The organism is Paraburkholderia sp. JHI2823 (assembly GCF_038900695.1).
In the GTDB taxonomy this organism is placed as follows: domain Bacteria; phylum Pseudomonadota; class Gammaproteobacteria; order Burkholderiales; family Burkholderiaceae; genus Paraburkholderia; species Paraburkholderia mimosarum.
Window position 1 is genome coordinate 43,473 of sequence record NZ_JAYMRY010000006.1, and the last position, 16,845, is coordinate 60,317.

Consider the following 16,845-nt stretch of genomic DNA (forward strand, 5'->3'; position numbering starts at 1 on the left):
CGAGCGGAAGAATGGTCAAGAGACGGAGGAGCCTGGATGGGGACGCAGATCGTCGTCCGGCAGCCAGAATACCGCACGCCCCTCCGGCGTGTCGCGTTCCTCGACGCGAACGGGGCGCAAACGCCCGCCGCGGCACGGTCCGCCCACGCACTTGCCCGTGTCGGGCTGGTAGATCGCGCCGTGCGTGGCGCACATCAGATAGAGCCCCGACGACTCGAAGAACTGGCCCTCGACCCAGTCGAGCTCCATCGGCACGTGCGCGCATCGGTTCAGGTAGCCATATACCTCGCCGCCATAGCGCACGAAGAACACCACGGCGTCACCGCCCGCGTAGGTCGCGTTCATGCGCCAACCCGCGCCGCCCTCGGCGAGTTCGGCGGCCCCGCACACGCGCACCGGCTCGTGCGTCGACGCTACCGGCGCCGTGCTCATGCGTTCACCCGCAGCCAGCCGGCGAGCGCGGCGACGTCCTGCGCGACGAAGCGCGGCTCGAGCTTTTCGAGTGCGCCAAGGGCATGTGCGCCATACGCCACGCCGATGGCGGCCGCGCCCGCATTGATCGCCATCTGCAGGTCGTGCGTCGTGTCACCGATCATCACCGTGCGGCCAAGATCCTGCCCCAGCTCGCGTGTGAGCTCCTGGAGCATGGCCGGGTGCGGCTTCGAAAAGGTCTCGTCGGCGCAGCGGGTGCCGTCGAAGAGGCTCGTGAGCCGCGCATCCGCCAGCGCGCGGTTCAGCCCCACGCGGCTCTTGCCCGTCGCAACGGCCAGCAGGTAGCCGGTGTCGCGCAGCTCCGTCAGCATCTCGCGCACGCCCGCGAAAAGCTCGGTTTGCTGGTCCTTCAGCAGGTAGTGAATGCGGTAGCGCTCGACTAGCCGCGGGTAATCCGCGGGATCGAGCGTCGGTGCGGCGATCTGCAGCGCATCCCGCAGCCCGAGGCCGATTACATAGCTGGCCGCCTCGTCGCCGGGCACGGGCAGGCCGAGGTCGCGGCACGCCGCCTGGATGCTGCGCGTGATGTGGGCGGTCGAGTCCATCAAGGTGCCGTCCCAGTCGAACACAATCAGGTCAAATAACTCTCGAGCCATGCAGGACTTCTCCAAACGCTGTTGTATTCGGTGTTAGTCGGGTCGGGCCGCGTCAGGTCGGGCCGCGTCAGGTCGGGTCCCGCTGGGTGAGGCCGCGTCGGCTGACGCGCCTTCCTCGCGCTGGGCGCGCAGCGCCTCGACAAAGGCGCGGCAGTCGGCCGGCAACGGTGCCTCGAACTGCAACGGCACGCCCGTAATCGGATGAGCGAGCTTGAGCCGATGCGCATGCAAAAACATGCGCTTGATGCCCGGTTGCGCCCCATTGCGCGCCAGCGCCTTGTTGAGCGCGAAGTCGCCGTACTTGGCATCGCCGACGATCGGCAGCCCGAGGTGCGCGAGGTGCACGCGGATCTGATGGGTTCGGCCCGTCTTGAGTTCGGCCTCGAGCAGCGCGTAGCCTGGCCAGCGCTCGACAAGATTGAACACGGTATGCGACGCCAGGCCATCGGGCTGCACCCGCACGCGGCGCTCGCCTTCCGGGGTCAGATACTTGTGAAGCGGCTCCTTCACGGCGCGCCGGCGGCCCCAGTCTCTCGCCCATTCGCCGTGGACGCAGGCGAAATAGCGCTTGTCCGTCTGGCTGTCGCGCATCTGCGCATGTAGCCCGACGAGCGCCGCGCGTTTCTTGGCGAGCATGAGCACGCCCGAGGTTTCGCGATCGAGGCGGTGCACGAGTTCTAGAAAGCGGCCTTGGGGGCGCGCCTCGCGCAGTTGCTCGATCACGCCGAACGCCACGCCGCTGCCGCCGTGCACGGCTACGCCGGCGGGCTTGTCGATGACGAGCAGCGCGTCGTCCTCATAAAGCACGGGAAACTGGGCGGCCGGCACAGGCGCAGCGCCGGCCGGGGCATTCGACTGCGAGGTGCGAATGGGCGGCACGCGCACGATGTCGCCTTCCACGAGCCGGTATTGCGCGTCGATTCGGCCCTTGTTCACCCGCACTTCCCCGCTGCGCAAGATGCGGTAGATGTGACTCTTCGGCACGCCTTTGCAGACGCGCACAAGGAAATTGTCGATGCGCTGACCGGCCGCGCCCTCGTCGATTTCGACGAACGAAACCTGGTCGCTTGCGACCTGATTCTGGGATGTTTTGCCTAACCCTTTCATTCTGAATATAATTTGCCCAGCGCCGACGCAATGGTAGGCCGGATGGCCCAGGCCGAATGGCCCTGACCAGACAGCCAGATGTTCTGTGAACCACCCTATGGACACCAAGGGGGTTATCCTGGACTTGGACCACGCGGCGAGCGCAGGCTGCAAGCGATAAACCATTATTTTACTTGCGCCCGGGGCTGGTTGCTCACCCCGCCTGATGAGAAGCAACGAGTTGCACGCACGGAATCCCGCACCGGCAGGGACGGCGCCCACAGGCACGTTCGGTTAGGGACGGTTCCGACGGTTAAGGAACATTGGTATAAAGAATTTATCCGGCGCGTCCCGCCGCGCGGTCGAAGTGACCGCCGCGGGAGGCGCTGGTGGCGAAAATACGGCGAGCGCCCGAAGCGTCCCGGCAACGTGCGGGACACGGCGACGTCAAAAGTGACGAGACACCCGAGGGGGAAGACGGGCGTTCCTGAGAAGCTTCCCGTGCGCGGCCCTGATTTCATGCTTGAGGCCGCAAACCTGATCCAGTCGCAAGCGCGCGCGGTTCGCCGCTGCGGCCGGCGCCTGTTGCGGCCGTTGCCGTGGCACAGCCATCAGGTGGTTCGGAAGCGCAGGAAAACCGTGCCCTCCGCGGCACGTCTCTTCGCTCATTGAAGACGTATTTCGCATGTGCCCACGCGGCCCGTCCATGGCAACGCAACGCCGGACCGGTGCCCAAAAAAGGCAATTCTCCCCGCCATCGTTCCTGCTCCAGCGTGCTTGTGACAACACAATAAGGCGCGGCTCGCCGCTGCCCGTACCGTGCTGCCTGGCGTCGTCGCCGCGCACGGTGCGGCTCGCGCGTGAACGCACTGGAGTCGTTCAATGAAACGAATGCTGTTCAACGCGACACAGCAGGAAGAACTGCGTGTCGCTATTGTCGATGGACAGAAGCTGATCGACATCGACATCGAAACCGCCGGGCGCGAACAGCGCAAAGGCAATATCTACAAAGGGATCGTCACCCGCATCGAGCCTTCGCTCGAAGCGTGTTTCGTCAACTACGGCGAAGACCGCCACGGCTTCCTGCCGTTCAAGGAAGTCGCGCGCCAGTACTTCCGCGAAGGCGTGGACATGCGCGGCGCGCGCATCCAGGACGCCCTCAAGGAAGGCCAGGAACTCATCGTCCAGGTCGAGAAGGAAGAGCGCGGCAACAAGGGTGCCGCGCTCACCACCTTCATCTCGCTCGCCGGCCGCTACCTCGTCCTCATGCCGAACAACCCGCGCGGCGGCGGCGTCTCGCGCCGCATTGAGGGCGACGACCGTCAGGAGCTGCGCGAAACCATGGCGCAGCTGCAACTGCCGGACGGCATGAGCATCATCGCGCGCACGGCCGGCATCGGCCGCTCCGCCGAAGAGCTCCAGTGGGACTTGAACTACCTGCTGCAACTGTGGCACGCCATCGAAGCCGCGTCGCAGGCCGGCCAGTCCGGTCAGCCAATGCTGATCTACCTGGAATCGAGCCTCGTCATTCGCGCGATTCGCGACTACTTCCAGCCCGACATCGGCGAAATCCTCATCGACACCACCGAGATCTATGACCAGGCACGCGCCTTCATGGATATCGTGATGCCGGACAATGTCAACAAGGTGAAGCGGTATCACGACGACGTACCGCTCTTCTCGCGCTTCCAGATCGAGCACCAGATCGAGACCGCGTACTCGCGCACGGTGCCGCTGCCTTCGGGCGGCGCGATCGTGATCGACCACACCGAGGCGCTCGTCGCCATCGACGTGAACTCGGCGCGCGCCACCAAGGGCGCCGACATCGAGGAAACCGCCGCGCGCACCAACCTCGAAGCCGCCGACGAAGTGGCGCGCCAGTTGCGTCTGCGCGACCTGGGCGGCCTGATCGTGATCGATTTCATCGACATGGAGTCGGCCAAGAGCCAGCGCGAAGTCGAGCAGCGCCTCAAAGACGCGCTGCGTCACGACCGCGCGCGCGTGCAGATGGGCAAGATCTCGCGCTTCGGCCTGATGGAGCTGTCGCGCCAGCGCCTGCGCCCGGCGCTCTCCGAAGGCAGCCACGTCACCTGCCCGCGCTGCAACGGCACGGGTCATATCCGCGATACCGAATCGTCGGCGCTTCAGGTCCTGCGCATCATTCAGGAAGAGGCGATGAAGGAACACACCGCGGCCATTCATTGCCAGGTGCCGGTCGAAGTGACCGCCTTCCTGCTCAACGAGAAGCGCGCGGAAATCAACAAGATCGAGTCGCGCTTCAAGGTCGGCGTCGTGCTGATCCCCAACAAGCACCTCGAAACGCCGCACTACAAGCTCGAGCGCCTGCGCCACGACGACGCGCGCCTCGACGACCCGCGCGCCTCGTGGAAGATGGCCGAGGAAGCGGCTCGCGAGCTCGAATCGGAAACCGGCTACAGCAAGCGCAGCGCCGAAGCCAAGCCAAAGCAGGAAGCCGCGGTGAAGGGCATCACGCCCGAGCGTCCGGCCCCGAGCGCACCGGTCAAGCCTGCGGAGAGCGCGCCCGTCGCTTCGCAAGTGGCCGTCACGCCCGCGGGCGGCGGCTTCTTCGGCTGGATCAAGCGCCTCTTCGGCGGCGCACCGGCCGCGGCACCCGCACCGGCACCGGTTACGCAGCCCGAAAAGACGGCTCGCCCCACCCGCGAAGCTCGCACCGAGCGCGGTGAAAAGACCGGCGGCGACCGCAACCGGAATCGCCGCCCCGGCGGCCGCGACGCCGCAGGCCGCGGCGAAGGCGCCGGCGGCACACGCACCGGCCAGCCAGCTGGCCGCCGCGAAGACCGCGAACCGCGCGAGCAACGTGAGCCGCGTGAACCTCGCGAGGCGCGCGAACCCCGTGAGGCGCGCGAAGGCCGTGGCGCCCGCGAACCGCGTGAACCGCGCGAGCAACGTGAACCGCGTGAGGCCCGTGAAGCACGCGCCGAGCGCGAGCCGCGCGAGCAGCGTATCGAACGCGTCGAGCGCGGTCAGGACCGCAGCGAAGTGACGGCGGAAGGCGGTGCGGCGCGTGGCGAACGTCAGGAGCGCCAGGAACGCGGCGAGCGCCGCGAGCGTGGTGAGCGTGGTGAGCGTGGTGAGCGCGGCGAGCGCGGTGAACAGCGCCGCCGCCCGCAGGCCGAGGCCGCCGAAGCCCAGGAAGCGCGTCTCGAGGCTGCATCGGCAGCCGCCGAAGGCGTGGAAGCCCCGCTGACGGAGTTGCCCGAAGGCGTGAGCGCCGGTGCCGATGAAGAAGGCGCACCGCGCGAAGGTGAAGAACGCCGCCGTCGCCGTCGCGGCCGCCGCGGCGGTCGCCGCGAGCGCGAGACGGAAGTCGCAGGCCTGACGCCGGATGAGCAGGCGCCGGCAGGCGACGAAGAAGCCGCGCCCGTGCAACCGGCCATCGAGCAGCCGGCTGTCGCGGCTCAGGTGCATGCAGCACCCGCCGTGCAAGCGGGCACCGAGGCAGTCGTCGAGCCCGCTGCCGTGACCACGCCGCCGGCGGCAGACGTCGTCGCCGAAGCGGGTCAGGTGAGCGCCGCAGCCGCAGCGACCACGCAGGTCGAAACGGCGGCGCCGGAAGCCACGCAAGCCGAGGCTCCGGCCGAGCCGGCCCCCGAAGCTGCGCTGGCGCCGGTCGAAACCGCGCCTGTAGTCGAGGCGAAGGCCGAGCAACCGGCTGAGCCTGCTGCCGCTGCAGAACCGACGGCACCTGCGGCTCCGGCCGAACCTGGCCGGACCGAACCTGGCCGGACCGAAACCGCGCCCGTCGTGCGTGAAGACCGCGTGGAAGCCGCCGTGAGCCACGAGCCGGCGGCAACGCCAGTGGCTCATCCGGAGCCGGCACAGGCCGCACAGCCCGCAGTCGCGGCTGCCCCGGCGGTCGTCGCGATCACCGAACCGGCCGCCCAGCGCCCGGTTCAGGCCGCTCCGGCTTCTGACGACGCCCTCCGCGCGACGCTGGAATCGGTAGGCCTCGTCTGGGTCAACACCGACTCCGACAAGCTGCGTGCGGCCCAGCAAGCCTCCGCGCAGGTGTCGAAGCCCGCGCGCGTGCCGCGCGAGCGCAAGTCGCTGCCGCCTGTCGACAGCACGCCGATGCAGCAGGTCGAAACCACGCGCCAACCGTAAGCCCCGCTTGCGGCACAGGCCGCGCAGCCGGGCCTCGCGCCCGGCTGCCCCCCGAAAGCCCGCCCCTACCGGCGGGCTTTTTTTGATATATCAGCGTTGTCCCTTGTCTGTAGGCGATCGCCGGTTCGGCTAAAATCGAATCAACGCGAGAATGAAGAGTCCATGACACGACGCATCATCCCTGTTGCAGACGTCCGTTCGTTGCCGCCCGACATCCCCCGGCCGGCAACGGCGTCCGTACGCGCGCCTTCTGGTGCGCTCGCCGATGCGCTCGGGCGGCCGCTGCGCGACCTGCGCATCTCGGTCACGGACCGCTGCAATTTCCGTTGCGTCTACTGCATGCCGCGCGCCGTGTTCGACAAGGATTACCCTTTTCTGCCGCATTCCGCGCTTCTTTCGCTGGAAGAAATCGAGCGGGTCGCGCGGCTTTTCGTCGCGCAAGGCGTCACCAAGATCCGGCTAACGGGTGGTGAGCCGCTGCTGCGCAAGAACATCGAATTCCTGATCGAGCGGCTCGCCGCGCTGCGCACGCCCGAGGGCGAGGCGCTCGACATCACGCTCACTACCAATGGCTCGCTGCTTGCACGGAAGGCGCGCGCGCTGCGCGACGCGGGCCTCACGCGCGTGACGGTGAGCCTCGACGCCCTCGACGACGCCCTCTTTCGCCGCATGAACGACGCCGACTTCGCCGTGGCCGACGTGCTCGACGGCATCGCCGCGGCGCAGGCCGTCGGTCTCGCGCCGATCAAGGTGAACATGGTCGTCAAGCGCGGCACGAACGACGGCGAGATCGTCCCGCTCGCGCGGCATTTCCGCGGCACGGACGTGACCCTGCGCTTCATCGAGTACATGGACGTGGGCACCTCAAACGGCTGGAACATGGCCGAAGTGCTGCCGTCGGCGGAGGTCGTCGCGCGCATTTCCGAACACTGGCCACTCGTGCCGCTGGAGCCGCACAACGCCGCCGAAACGGCGCAGCGCTGGGGCTACGCGGATGGCGCAGGCGAGATCGGCGCGATTTCCAGCGTGACGCGCGCGTTCTGCGGCGACTGCACGCGCGCGCGCCTCTCGACGGAGGGGAAGCTGTATCTGTGTCTCTTCGCCTCGATGGGCTACGACCTGCGCGCGCTGCTGCGCAACGGCGCGACTGACATGGCGATCAGCGACGCGATCGCGCAAATCTGGCAAGGCCGTGCGGACCGCTACTCGCAGTTGCGCGGCAGCGCCCAGGCAAGCGCCACCACCGACGAGCGCCGCATCGAAATGTCCTATATCGGCGGCTGAGAAGCCATGAAGCCGATGAGCGCCGTCTCCATTCCAGCTGCATCGATTACCGGCCTCGTCCTCGCGGGCGGCCGCGGCCAGCGCATGGGCGGCGCGGACAAGGGCCTGCAGATACTGCACGGCAAGCCGCTCGTGGCGCTCGTTCTCGCGCGCCTCGCGCCGCAGGTGGCCAGGGTCGTCATCAGCGCGAATCGCAACTGCGACGCCTATGCGGCGCTCGGCGCGCCATGGCAAGCGGATGTATGCGCCGATACGCTGCCTGACTTCCCCGGCCCGCTCGCCGGGCTCCTCGCCGGCCTGCGCGCGGCGCGCACGGAGTGGCTGCTTACGGCGCCGTGCGACTCGCCGTGGCTGCCTGCCGACCTCGCAGAGCGGCTGGGCACTGCCGCGCTCGCCGAACGCGCCGACATCGTGACGGCCACCACGACGAACGCCGAAGGCGTCGTCTCGATGCATCCCGTATTCGCGCTCGTTCGCACTTCACTCGCGGACGATCTCGCCGCTTACCTCGACGCCGGCGGACGCAAGGTGCGTGCGTGGTACGCGCGCCACACGGCCGCCGAAGTCGCCTTTGCCGATGAACGCGCGTTTTACAATATCAATTCCTTACAGGAACTGGCCGAACTCGAACGCGCCTGAACCGCAATCGGGTGGCGCCCGGCCAGCCGCCGTTCCCGGCACGCGGCCGGCATACCCGCCTGGACGATCGCCGCACACGCCGTGCGGGCGCGACGCTTCCCCCACTCGATGACCACGCTTAACCATCCGTCCGGCACCGCCGGGTGCATCAGCCAGTACGATCCGCAAGCTTTGCCCGTCAGCGCCGCACAGGCCATCGTGCTGCAGTGGGTGACGCCGCTCGCGGCGAGCGAGCGCGTGCCCCTGCGCGATGCGCTCGCGCGCGTGCTGGCCGAAGACGTGATCTCGCCCATCGACGTTCCCGCGCACGACAACGCCGCCATGGACGGCTACGCGTTCGACGGCGCGGCGCTGGCTGCGGCCGGCGCATCGGGCGACGGCGCCCCGGCCCGGCTCACGCTCGCGGTGTGCGGCAAGGCGTTCGCCGGCCATCCCTACACGGGCGGCGTCGCCGCGGGTACTTGCGTGCGCATCATGACGGGCGCCCCGATGCCCGCGGGCTGCGACACCGTCGTGCCGCAAGAACGCGTCGAGACGCATGGCGAAGCGATCACGTTCGACGCCAACGCCGTCACGCGCGGCGCGAATGCCCGCCGCAAGGGCGAGGACCTCGCGTGCGGCGGCGTGGCGCTTGCGGCCGGCCGCTTGCTGCGCGCTTCCGACATCGGCTTGCTGGCCTCGCTCGGCCTCGTCGAGGCGAACGTCAGGCGGCGCCTGCGCGTCGCCTACTTCTCGACCGGCGACGAATTGCGCTCGCCCGGCGAGCCGCTCGACCCCGGCTGCATCTACGACAGCAACCGCTACGCGCTCGGCGCGATGCTCCAGCGCCTGAACGTCGAGCCGATCGACCTGGGCGTCGTGCGCGATGACCCTGCCGCGCTGGCCGCCACGCTGAAGCTCGCAGCCGAAACCGCCGATGTCGTGCTAACCTCCGGCGGCGTCTCGGTCGGCGAAGCCGATTTCACGCGCACCCAGTTGCAGGCGCTGGGCGACGTCTCCTTCTGGGGTCTCGCCATGCGCCCCGGCCGCCCGCTCGCGTTCGGCCGCATCTGGTCGGGCGGTCGCCCCGGCGCGGGCCGCGCGGCGCTCCTGTTCGGCCTGCCCGGCAACCCGGTCGCGACGATGGTCTCGTTCTATCAGATCGTGCGCCCCGCCCTCATGGCGATGGCGGGTGCGAGCCCTCAGCCAGTGCCGCTCGTGCCGGCGCTCTGCGATCAGTCGATCAGGAAGCGCCCTGGCCGCACCGAATTCCAGCGCGGCCTCGCGCGCCGTGACGCCAGCGGCCATTGGCGAGTCACGCCGACGGGCTCGCAAAGCTCGGGCGCGCTCAGCACGATGAGCGAGGCGAACTGCTTCATCGTGCTTGCCCACGAGGCCGGGGACCTCGATGCCGGCGACGCCGTCGACATCATGCTGTTCGATGGACTCGTCTAGCACAGCGGCGCGTCAGACGCCAACAATCGTATCCACACGTCCACACCTGCAAAACGGACCGACTACTATGCAAAAACAGATTTCGTTCATCGCTGCGGGACAGACCGCCAAGGCGCTCATCCTCGTCTATCTGACCTTCAGCGTGCCGATCGTGCTGCTCGGCGTGCTCGTGGCGTTCGTGCGCTATGGGTCGGTTGAGCTCTCCACCATCTTCAGCGCGCTGCTGCTCAATGCGATCGTCGGCTTCATCCTGCTGTGGATCGCGTGCCATGCCTATAACTGGGTCGCGTCGCGCTTCGGCGGCATCGAGATCCACCTCTCCGACGTACCCGAGGAAGCCTGATGGCCGCGACGATCCGCGCCGCCACGCCTGCCGACGTCGGCGCCATGCATGCGCTGATGTATGAGCTCGCCGAATTCGAGAAGCTCACGCATCTGTTCACGGGCACGGCCGAAGGGCTCGCCGATGCCCTCTTTGGCACGCGCCCCGCCGCCGAAGCGCTGGTGGCGGAAGATGCCGGCCGCATCGTCGGCTACGCGCTCTTCTTTCACAACTATTCGACTTTCCTGAGCCGCCGCGGCCTTTATCTCGAAGACCTCTACGTGCAACCCTCGCAACGCGGCAGCGGTCTCGGCACGGCGATGCTGCGCGCGCTCGCAGCCATTGCTGTCGAACGCGGCTGCGCCCGCTTCGAGTGGACCGTGCTCGATTGGAACACGCCGGCCATCGGCTTTTACGAGAAGCTCGGTGCCACCGTGCTGCCGGACTGGCGCGTCGTACGCATGACCGGCGATGCGCTCGAAAAGCTCGCCGCGCCCGGCGAGCCGGTGATCGGCTGAGCGCGGCCCGCACGCAACGCACAGGCTCCAACGCGAACGGGCCGCCTGCATATCATGCAGGCGGCCCGTTGTGCTTCAGCAAAGCAGCGCCAGTCACTCGTCGCCGAATCCTCCTTCGCTTCCGGCTTCACCACCGCTTTCACCGTTGCTCTGCACGTCGCCAAGCAGGGTTGCCGCGGCTTCCCCCGGCAACGCCTCCACGTCGCGCAGCTTGCGGTTCATCGCGCGCGTGCGCACTTGCGCCGCCTCGATCGAACGCGTGACGGTTTCGAGCTGCGACTTGGTGCGCGCGAGCACGTCGCCGAATTTGCCGAACTCCGTCTTCACGGCGCCGAGCACCTGCCACACTTCGCTCGAGCGCCGCTCGATCGCGAGCGTGCGGAAACCCATCTGCAGGCTGTTGAGGAGCGCCGTGAGCGTGGTCGGCCCCGCCACGCTCACCCGGCAGTCGCGCTGCAGGACATCGGTCAGGCCGGGACGGCGCAGGATCTCCGCGTAAAGCCCTTCGGTCGGCAGGAATAGCAACGCAAAGTCGGTCGTGTGCGGCGGCGCGATGTATTTCTCTGCGATCGTGCGCGCCTCCGCGCGAATGCGCAGTTCCAGCGCGCGCCCCGCTTCCTCGATCGCCAGCACGTCCGCGCGCTCCTGCGCATCGACGAGACGCTCGTAGTCCTCGCGCGGGAACTTGGCATCGATCGGCAGCCAGACCGGCTCCCCTCCTTCCGCGCCGCTTGCGCCCGTCATGCCGCGCCCGGGCAGACGAATCGCGAACTCCACGCGCTCGCTGCTCTTCGGCACCGTCGCCACGTTCTTCGCATACTGGTCAGGCGTGAGCATCTGTTCGAGCAACGCTTCGAGCTGCACCTCGCCCCACGTGCCGCGCGTTTTCACGTTCGTGAGCACCTTCTTCAGGTCTCCGACGCCCGCCGCCAGCGTCTGCATTTCGCCGAGCCCCCGATGCACCTGCTCCAGTCGATCGGAGACGAGCTTGAACGACTCGCCAAGCCGCTGTTCGAGCGTCGCGTGCAGCTTCTCGTCGACGGTGCGGCGCATTTCCTCGAGCTTCGCCGCATTGTTCGCTTCGATGTCCTTCAGGCGCTGCTCGAGCGTCGCGCGCACTTCGGCGAGGCGCCGGTCGTTGGCTTCGGTCAACTGCGCGAGCTGCTGCGTGAGCAAGGTGCCGAAGTGGCGCAGCGCGGCGCCCTGCTCGTCGCGCGCCTGCTGGGCCTGCAGATGCAGGCTTTGGCGTACGGCATCGAGCTGCTGCGTGTTGGTCGCCGTGAGCTTGGCGAGCTGCTGCGCGAAGCCGTCGATCTGGCCGTTCTGCACCGTGGCGATGCTGGCGAGCTGCGCCGCCAGCGCCTGCTGCACCTGCGCGAAGCCGCTGCCGAACTCGCTGCGCGAGCTCTGCGCCGTGCGCGCCATTTCATTGCGCAACTCGCGTTCGATGCGCTCGGCAGCACGTGCCTGCGTATCGGTCGAGGCCGCGAGACGGTCGCTCAGCTGATCGAGCGCGTCGAGCGTGGCCTCGCCGTCGCCGTCCCCACGACGGGCGCGCAGCAGCGCGACGAGCGTCACGACGAACGCGATCGCCAGCGCGGTGAGCGCCAGCGACATGACTGCGAGCTCACTCATGTACGCGCTTTCCCCTGCACCCCGGGGTTGATCGGATTGGGCGGCCGCCCCGCGCGCGGGCCTTCGCCGAGCGCGGCGATCAGGTTGTCGGCGGCGAGATTCGCCATGGCGCGGCGCGTGGCTTCGCTCGCGCTCGCGATGTGCGGCGTGAGCACGACGTTCTCCACTTCGAGCAGCGCCGGATGCACGCTGGGCTCGCCCTCGAATACGTCGAGCCCCGCCGAGGCGATCTGGCGCGTGCGCAGCGCATGCGCCAACGCCGCGTCGTCGACGATGCCGCCGCGCGCGATGTTGGTGAGCGTCGCGGTGGGCTTCATCTGCGCGAGCTCCGCGGCGCCGATCGTGTGATGGTTCTCCGGCGTGTAGGGCAGCACGAGCACGACGTGGTCGGCCGCCTTGAGCAGCGCTTCCTTGGAGAGATATTCGGCGTTCAGTTCGGCCTCGATCTCAGGCGCGACGCGCGAGCGGTTGTGATACACGACGCGCATGTCGAAGCCGCGTGCACGGCGCGCGAGCGCCTGGCCGATACGCCCCATGCCGATGATGCCGAGCGTCGAGCCATGGATGTCCGAGCCGAGAAACGCGTCGAACGACCATTTGCCCCACTTGCCCGCGCGCAGGAAGTGCTCGGATTCCGTTACGCGGCGCGCGGCCGCCATCATCAGCGCCCAGCCGAAGTCGGCCGTGGTCTCGTTGAGCACGTCGGGCGTGTTGGTGCCGAGCACATGGGCTGCGTTGAACGCGGCCATGTCGAAGTTGTTGTAGCCCACCGCCATGTTCGCAACCACACGCAGACGCGGCGCGGCCGCGAGCGTGGCCGCGCCGATCGGGTCGCCTGCCGTGAGGGCACCGTCCTTGTCGGCGAGACGCTCGTTGAGCGCCTCCGGCGACAGTGCGTCGCCGTTGTTCCAGTCCACGTCGAAATACTGCTTGAGCCGATCGATCACGTCGGGAAAGATCGGGCGCGCCACGAGAATCTTTTGCATTGTTGCTCTCCACACTTCAGTCGTTCTGTCCGGATGTCCGTCATTGTTGCGCTTGACGGGGGACTCGGGGAAGTCTTGCGAACGTCCCGCGGCTAGACGAAAAAGAGCCAGGTCGCCGCGAGAAAGACCGGCACGAGCAGCACCGCCGACCAGCCAAGATAGCCGAAGAAACCCGGCATGCGCACGCCGCGCGACTGCGCGATCGCCTTGACCATGAAGTTCGGCGCGTTGCCGATATAGGTGAGCGCGCCCATCCAGACCGCCCCTGCCGAGATCGCGGCCAGCGTTTTCGCGCCGCCCGACATGAGCGCTTCGGCGTCGCCGCCCGCGAGATTGAAGAACACGAGGTAGGTGGGCGCGTTATCGAGAAACGACGAGAGCAGACCCGTCGCCCAGAAGTACATCGCTTCGTTGGGACGGCCGGGCGCGTCGTTCACGAGCTGGATCAGCGCGGCGAACGCACCCGCGTCGCCCGCGCGCAGCATCGCGATGACGGGCGTGATCGTCACGAAAATGCCTGCGAAGAGCTTCGCCACCTCGACGATCGGCGCCCATTCGAAGCCGTTGTCGGCGCGCGCCGCTTTCGACGTGAAAGCGAGCGAAACCAGTGCGAGCGCAACGAGACCCGTATCGCGCACGAGGTTCTGCAACTGCAGATGCGCGCCCGCGACTTCGAACACGATGCCCGGACGCCACATGCCGCTCATCAGCACGAGCGCGACGAGCAGCGCGAGCAGCACGAAGTTCGCCTTGCCGCCGACCGATAGCGCGCCCGTGTCCGGCGTCGGGTCCAGACGCGCCGCGTGCGCCTCGCCGCGGCGGGTGAAGTACCAGGTGTCGAGCACGTAAAAGACCGCGAGCAGCAAGCCGCAGACGAACAGCATGGGGAGCGCGAGATGTTGCGCAGTCCAGAAGAATCCCACGCCATTGAGGAAGCCGAGGAAGAGCGGCGGGTCGCCGAGCGGCGTGAGAAGACCGCCCGCATTCGCGACGAGAAAGATGAAGAACACGACGACGTGCACGTTGTGCCGCCGGTTGTCGTTCGCGCGCAGCAGCGGGCGGATCAGCAGCATCGCAGCGCCCGTCGTGCCCATCACGCTCGCGAGCAACGTGCCCAGCGCGAGGATCGCCGTGTTGGTGCGCGGCGATCCGTGCAGATTCCCATATACGCAGATGCCGCCCGCGATCGTATAGAGCGCACCGAGCAAGACGATGAACGGGGCATATTCGTCGACGACGGCGTGCACGAAGAGCGGATACGCCGCGTCGAAACCATGCGTGGCCGCGAACGGCAGCAGGAATGCCAGCGCCCACGCCGCCGAAATCTTGCCGAAGTGGCGATGCCAGAATGCGCCCGCGAACATCGGGAAGAACGCAATCGAGAGCAGCATGCCGGCGAAGGGCAGCGCCCAGGCGGCGCTGAGCGAGGCGCCGTCGAAGCCCGCTGCGTGTGCGTTCGTGACGGGCAACGCCAGCGCGGCGAAGGCCGCCGCTGCGGGTTTGCTGACGAGTTTGACTACCACCGATCCCTTACGCGCCATGCACGACGATCACATGGACGCGATAGGGCCCGTGCGCCCCAAGAACGATGGTCTGTTCGATGTCGCCGGTGCGCGAAGGCCCGGAGACGAAATTGACCGCGCGTGGCAGCTCGCCGCGTTCGGCGCGCATCAGTGCAAAGGCGTCCTCGTGGCCCGCGACGATGCGCGAAGCGGGCACGACGGCGATGTGCGTCTCGGGCAGCAGCGCGCCCGATGCCCACGTTTGCGGACTGGAAAGCAGCACCAGCGTGCCGGTTTCGGCCGTGGCGCAAAAGCACCCTGTGAGGCCGACGAGATCGCGATCTTCGGGCTTGCGGCACTGAACGGCGAGGCCCGCGCCGGCCCAGTCGAAGGCTTCGAGCGTTTGCCATGCGACGGCCTGCATCGGCAAGCCGTGGCCGGCGAGATAGCGTTGCGCGGCAGCGGGAACGTCGGCGAACTGCTGGACTTCGTCGACGGTGCTCGACATCTTGCGCGCCTCGGCCACGAAGCGCGCAACGAGGTCGCCTTCGAGCGGCGGCCTCGGGCCTTCGGGATGCCGCGCGAGGTAGTCGGCAACGGCTTCCCGCTCGTGCGCCGCGGGCGTGGGCTCGCGTCCCTGCGCGGCGCGAATGCGCGCGAGTATGCTGCGGCGGGCGGCCGACGTGTCCATGAACGTCCTTGTCAAAAGAGAGGAAAGGCGACGCGCCGATTATACCGGCGCGTTACCCGGCACTTCGCGCGTGCACGGCACCTTCTTGATTGCCGGCACACTCTTCCTCAACGGGCTGCTCGATGCCGAACACCTGGCGCAGATAGGCGAGATACGCCTTGTCATCGCACATGTTCTTGCCCGGCGAATCGGAGAGCTTCGCGACGGGCTGACCGTTGCAGCGAACCATCTTGATGACGATCTGCAGCGGCTGATAGCCGAGATCGTTGGTGAGGTTCGTGCCCACGCCGAACGCGAGGCGGCAACGCCCGCGAAAGCGCTCGTAGAGGCTCAGCACCTTGGGAATGTCGAGCGCGTCCGAGAAGATCATCGTCTTCGTGCGCGGGTCGCAGCGGTTGTCCTCGTAATGCTTGAGCAGGCGCTCGCCCCAGTCGAACGGATCGCCCGAGTCGTGGCGCGCGCCGTCGAAGAGCTTGCAGAAGTACATGTCGAAGTCGCGCAGGAAGGCCCGCATGCCGTAGACATCCGAAAGCGCGATGCCGAGATCGCCGCGATACTCCTTCGCCCACATCTCGAAGCCGTAGATCTGCGAGTCGCGCAGACGCGGCCCGAGCGCCTGGCATGCCTGCAGGTACTCGTGCGCCATGGTGCCGAGCGGCGTGAGGTTGTGCTTCATCGCGTAGTACACGTTGCTCGTGCCGGCGAACTGCTCGCCCAGGTCTTCCTTGAGCGTGAGGATCACCTCCTCGTGCCAGCGCTTCGAGAAGCGGCGCCGCGTCCCGTAGTCGGCGATCTTGCAATCGGCGAATTCGGGCTTTGCGCCGAGCAGCTCGATCTTGTGGCGCAGGCGCTCACGCCCCTCGTCGTACTGCGGGTGATGCTGCGTGTTGCGGAAATACACCTCGTTGACGATGGCGAGCACGGGGATCTCGAAGAGAATCGTGTGCAGCCACGGCCCCTTGATTTCGATGTCGATCTCGCCGTTGGCCTTGGGCGATGGCGTGACCGAGATGTACTTTTCGTTCAGATGGAAGAGCGCGAGGAAGTCGATGAAGTCGCTCTTGATGAAGCGCATCTTGCGCAGATAGTCGAGCTCGGGCTCCGCGAAGCGCAGCCGGCAAAGCTTCTGGATCTCGCCGCGGATCTCGTCGACGTAGGGAACCAGATCGACGTTGGGCGTGCGGCAGCGGAAGCGGTACTCCACGTTGGCCGCGGGAAAATGATGCAGCACCACTTGCATCATCGTGAATTTGTACAGGTCGGTATCGAGCAGCGAAGTAATGATCATGATGAGCCAGCCGGACTGCGATCGGATAGCGCCCGCGAAATGGGAACCGGACGCGGCACAGGGTTCGGGCCTGACAGCGGCTTTCGGGTGGCGGGCACCAGCGGTGCGCCCATGTTACCCGAACACCTGCGCGCCCCGCGTGCCAGCCCGCACGCCCCTTGCGAGCAACGGTGAAATGTCGCGGATCACCGGGTCTTATAAACTAATCACGAAACGATCTAAGGAC

Annotated in this window: 14 protein-coding genes; 6 read left to right on the plus strand and 8 right to left on the minus strand. The window is 67.5% G+C overall.

Annotated features, from left to right (window positions below; genetic code table 11):
* Positions 1–15 precede the first annotated feature (15 nt).
* From VSR34_RS09180 to VSR34_RS09190, 3 genes are read right to left on the minus strand one after another with little or no spacing between them, the layout of a single operon-like run.
* A complete protein-coding gene (locus VSR34_RS09180) occupies positions 16–432 on the minus strand; it encodes a Rieske 2Fe-2S domain-containing protein (RefSeq protein WP_028231340.1) in 417 nt (138 codons plus the stop codon).
* Complete coding sequence (locus VSR34_RS09185; RefSeq protein WP_028212924.1) at positions 429–1,088, minus strand: HAD-IA family hydrolase; 660 nt, start codon at positions 1,086–1,088, stop codon at positions 429–431. Before VSR34_RS09185 ends, VSR34_RS09180 begins: the two co-directional genes overlap by 4 nt.
* A 33-nt stretch (positions 1,089–1,121) precedes the next feature.
* Positions 1,122–2,195, minus strand: coding sequence for an RluA family pseudouridine synthase (locus tag VSR34_RS09190; protein WP_342962359.1), 1,074 nt, complete (start codon positions 2,193–2,195; stop codon positions 1,122–1,124).
* A gap of 861 nt (positions 2,196–3,056) precedes the next feature.
* Between VSR34_RS09190 and VSR34_RS09195 the strand changes: the two genes are divergently transcribed.
* From VSR34_RS09195 to VSR34_RS09220, 6 genes are all read left to right on the plus strand, one after another.
* Complete coding sequence (locus tag VSR34_RS09195; protein ID WP_342962360.1) at positions 3,057–6,320, plus strand: Rne/Rng family ribonuclease; 3,264 nt, start codon at positions 3,057–3,059, stop codon at positions 6,318–6,320.
* Between the two features lie 162 nt (positions 6,321–6,482).
* Complete coding sequence (gene moaA, locus VSR34_RS09200; RefSeq protein ID WP_342962361.1) at positions 6,483–7,604, plus strand: GTP 3',8-cyclase MoaA; 1,122 nt, start codon at positions 6,483–6,485, stop codon at positions 7,602–7,604.
* Positions 7,605–7,619: 15 nt separating this feature from the next.
* Positions 7,620–8,243, plus strand: a complete 624-nt coding sequence (gene mobA / locus VSR34_RS09205; protein ID WP_342962424.1) for a molybdenum cofactor guanylyltransferase MobA — start codon at positions 7,620–7,622, stop codon at positions 8,241–8,243.
* 108 nt (positions 8,244–8,351) lie between these two features.
* Positions 8,352–9,677 carry a gephyrin-like molybdotransferase Glp gene (gene glp, locus VSR34_RS09210; protein ID WP_342962362.1) on the plus strand — a complete coding sequence of 442 codons (1,326 nt, stop codon included), beginning with the start codon at positions 8,352–8,354 and terminating at the stop codon, positions 9,675–9,677.
* Between the two features lie 67 nt (positions 9,678–9,744).
* Positions 9,745–10,020: a hypothetical protein gene (locus VSR34_RS09215; protein ID WP_342962363.1), complete on the plus strand. Its 276-nt coding sequence runs from the start codon at positions 9,745–9,747 to the stop codon at positions 10,018–10,020.
* Positions 10,020–10,517: a GNAT family N-acetyltransferase gene (locus VSR34_RS09220; protein WP_028212918.1), complete on the plus strand. Its 498-nt coding sequence runs from the start codon at positions 10,020–10,022 to the stop codon at positions 10,515–10,517. Before VSR34_RS09215 ends, VSR34_RS09220 begins: the two co-directional genes overlap by 1 nt.
* A gap of 93 nt (positions 10,518–10,610) precedes the next feature.
* Here the strand turns inward: VSR34_RS09220 and rmuC are convergent, their stop codons facing one another.
* The 5 genes from rmuC to pncB form a co-directional block, all read right to left on the minus strand.
* Positions 10,611–12,152 carry a DNA recombination protein RmuC gene (rmuC, locus tag VSR34_RS09225; protein WP_042289662.1) on the minus strand — a complete coding sequence of 514 codons (1,542 nt, stop codon included), beginning with the start codon at positions 12,150–12,152 and terminating at the stop codon, positions 10,611–10,613.
* Positions 12,149–13,138: a D-glycerate dehydrogenase gene (locus VSR34_RS09230; protein ID WP_028212917.1), complete on the minus strand. Its 990-nt coding sequence runs from the start codon at positions 13,136–13,138 to the stop codon at positions 12,149–12,151. Before VSR34_RS09230 ends, rmuC begins: the two co-directional genes overlap by 4 nt.
* Before the next feature lie 92 nt (positions 13,139–13,230).
* Entirely contained in the window at positions 13,231–14,613 is a 1,383-nt protein-coding gene (locus VSR34_RS09235) for a sodium:proton antiporter (RefSeq protein WP_028212916.1), read from the minus strand.
* Positions 14,614–14,668: 55 nt separating this feature from the next.
* Positions 14,669–15,331: a lactate utilization protein C gene (locus VSR34_RS09240; protein ID WP_028212915.1), complete on the minus strand. Its 663-nt coding sequence runs from the start codon at positions 15,329–15,331 to the stop codon at positions 14,669–14,671.
* 52 nt (positions 15,332–15,383) lie between these two features.
* The gene (gene pncB, locus VSR34_RS09245; protein WP_342962364.1) at positions 15,384–16,619 is read right to left on the minus strand and encodes a nicotinate phosphoribosyltransferase; all 1,236 of its coding nucleotides are present in this window, start codon (positions 16,617–16,619) and stop codon (positions 15,384–15,386) included.
* Positions 16,620–16,845: the final 226 nt, after the last annotated feature.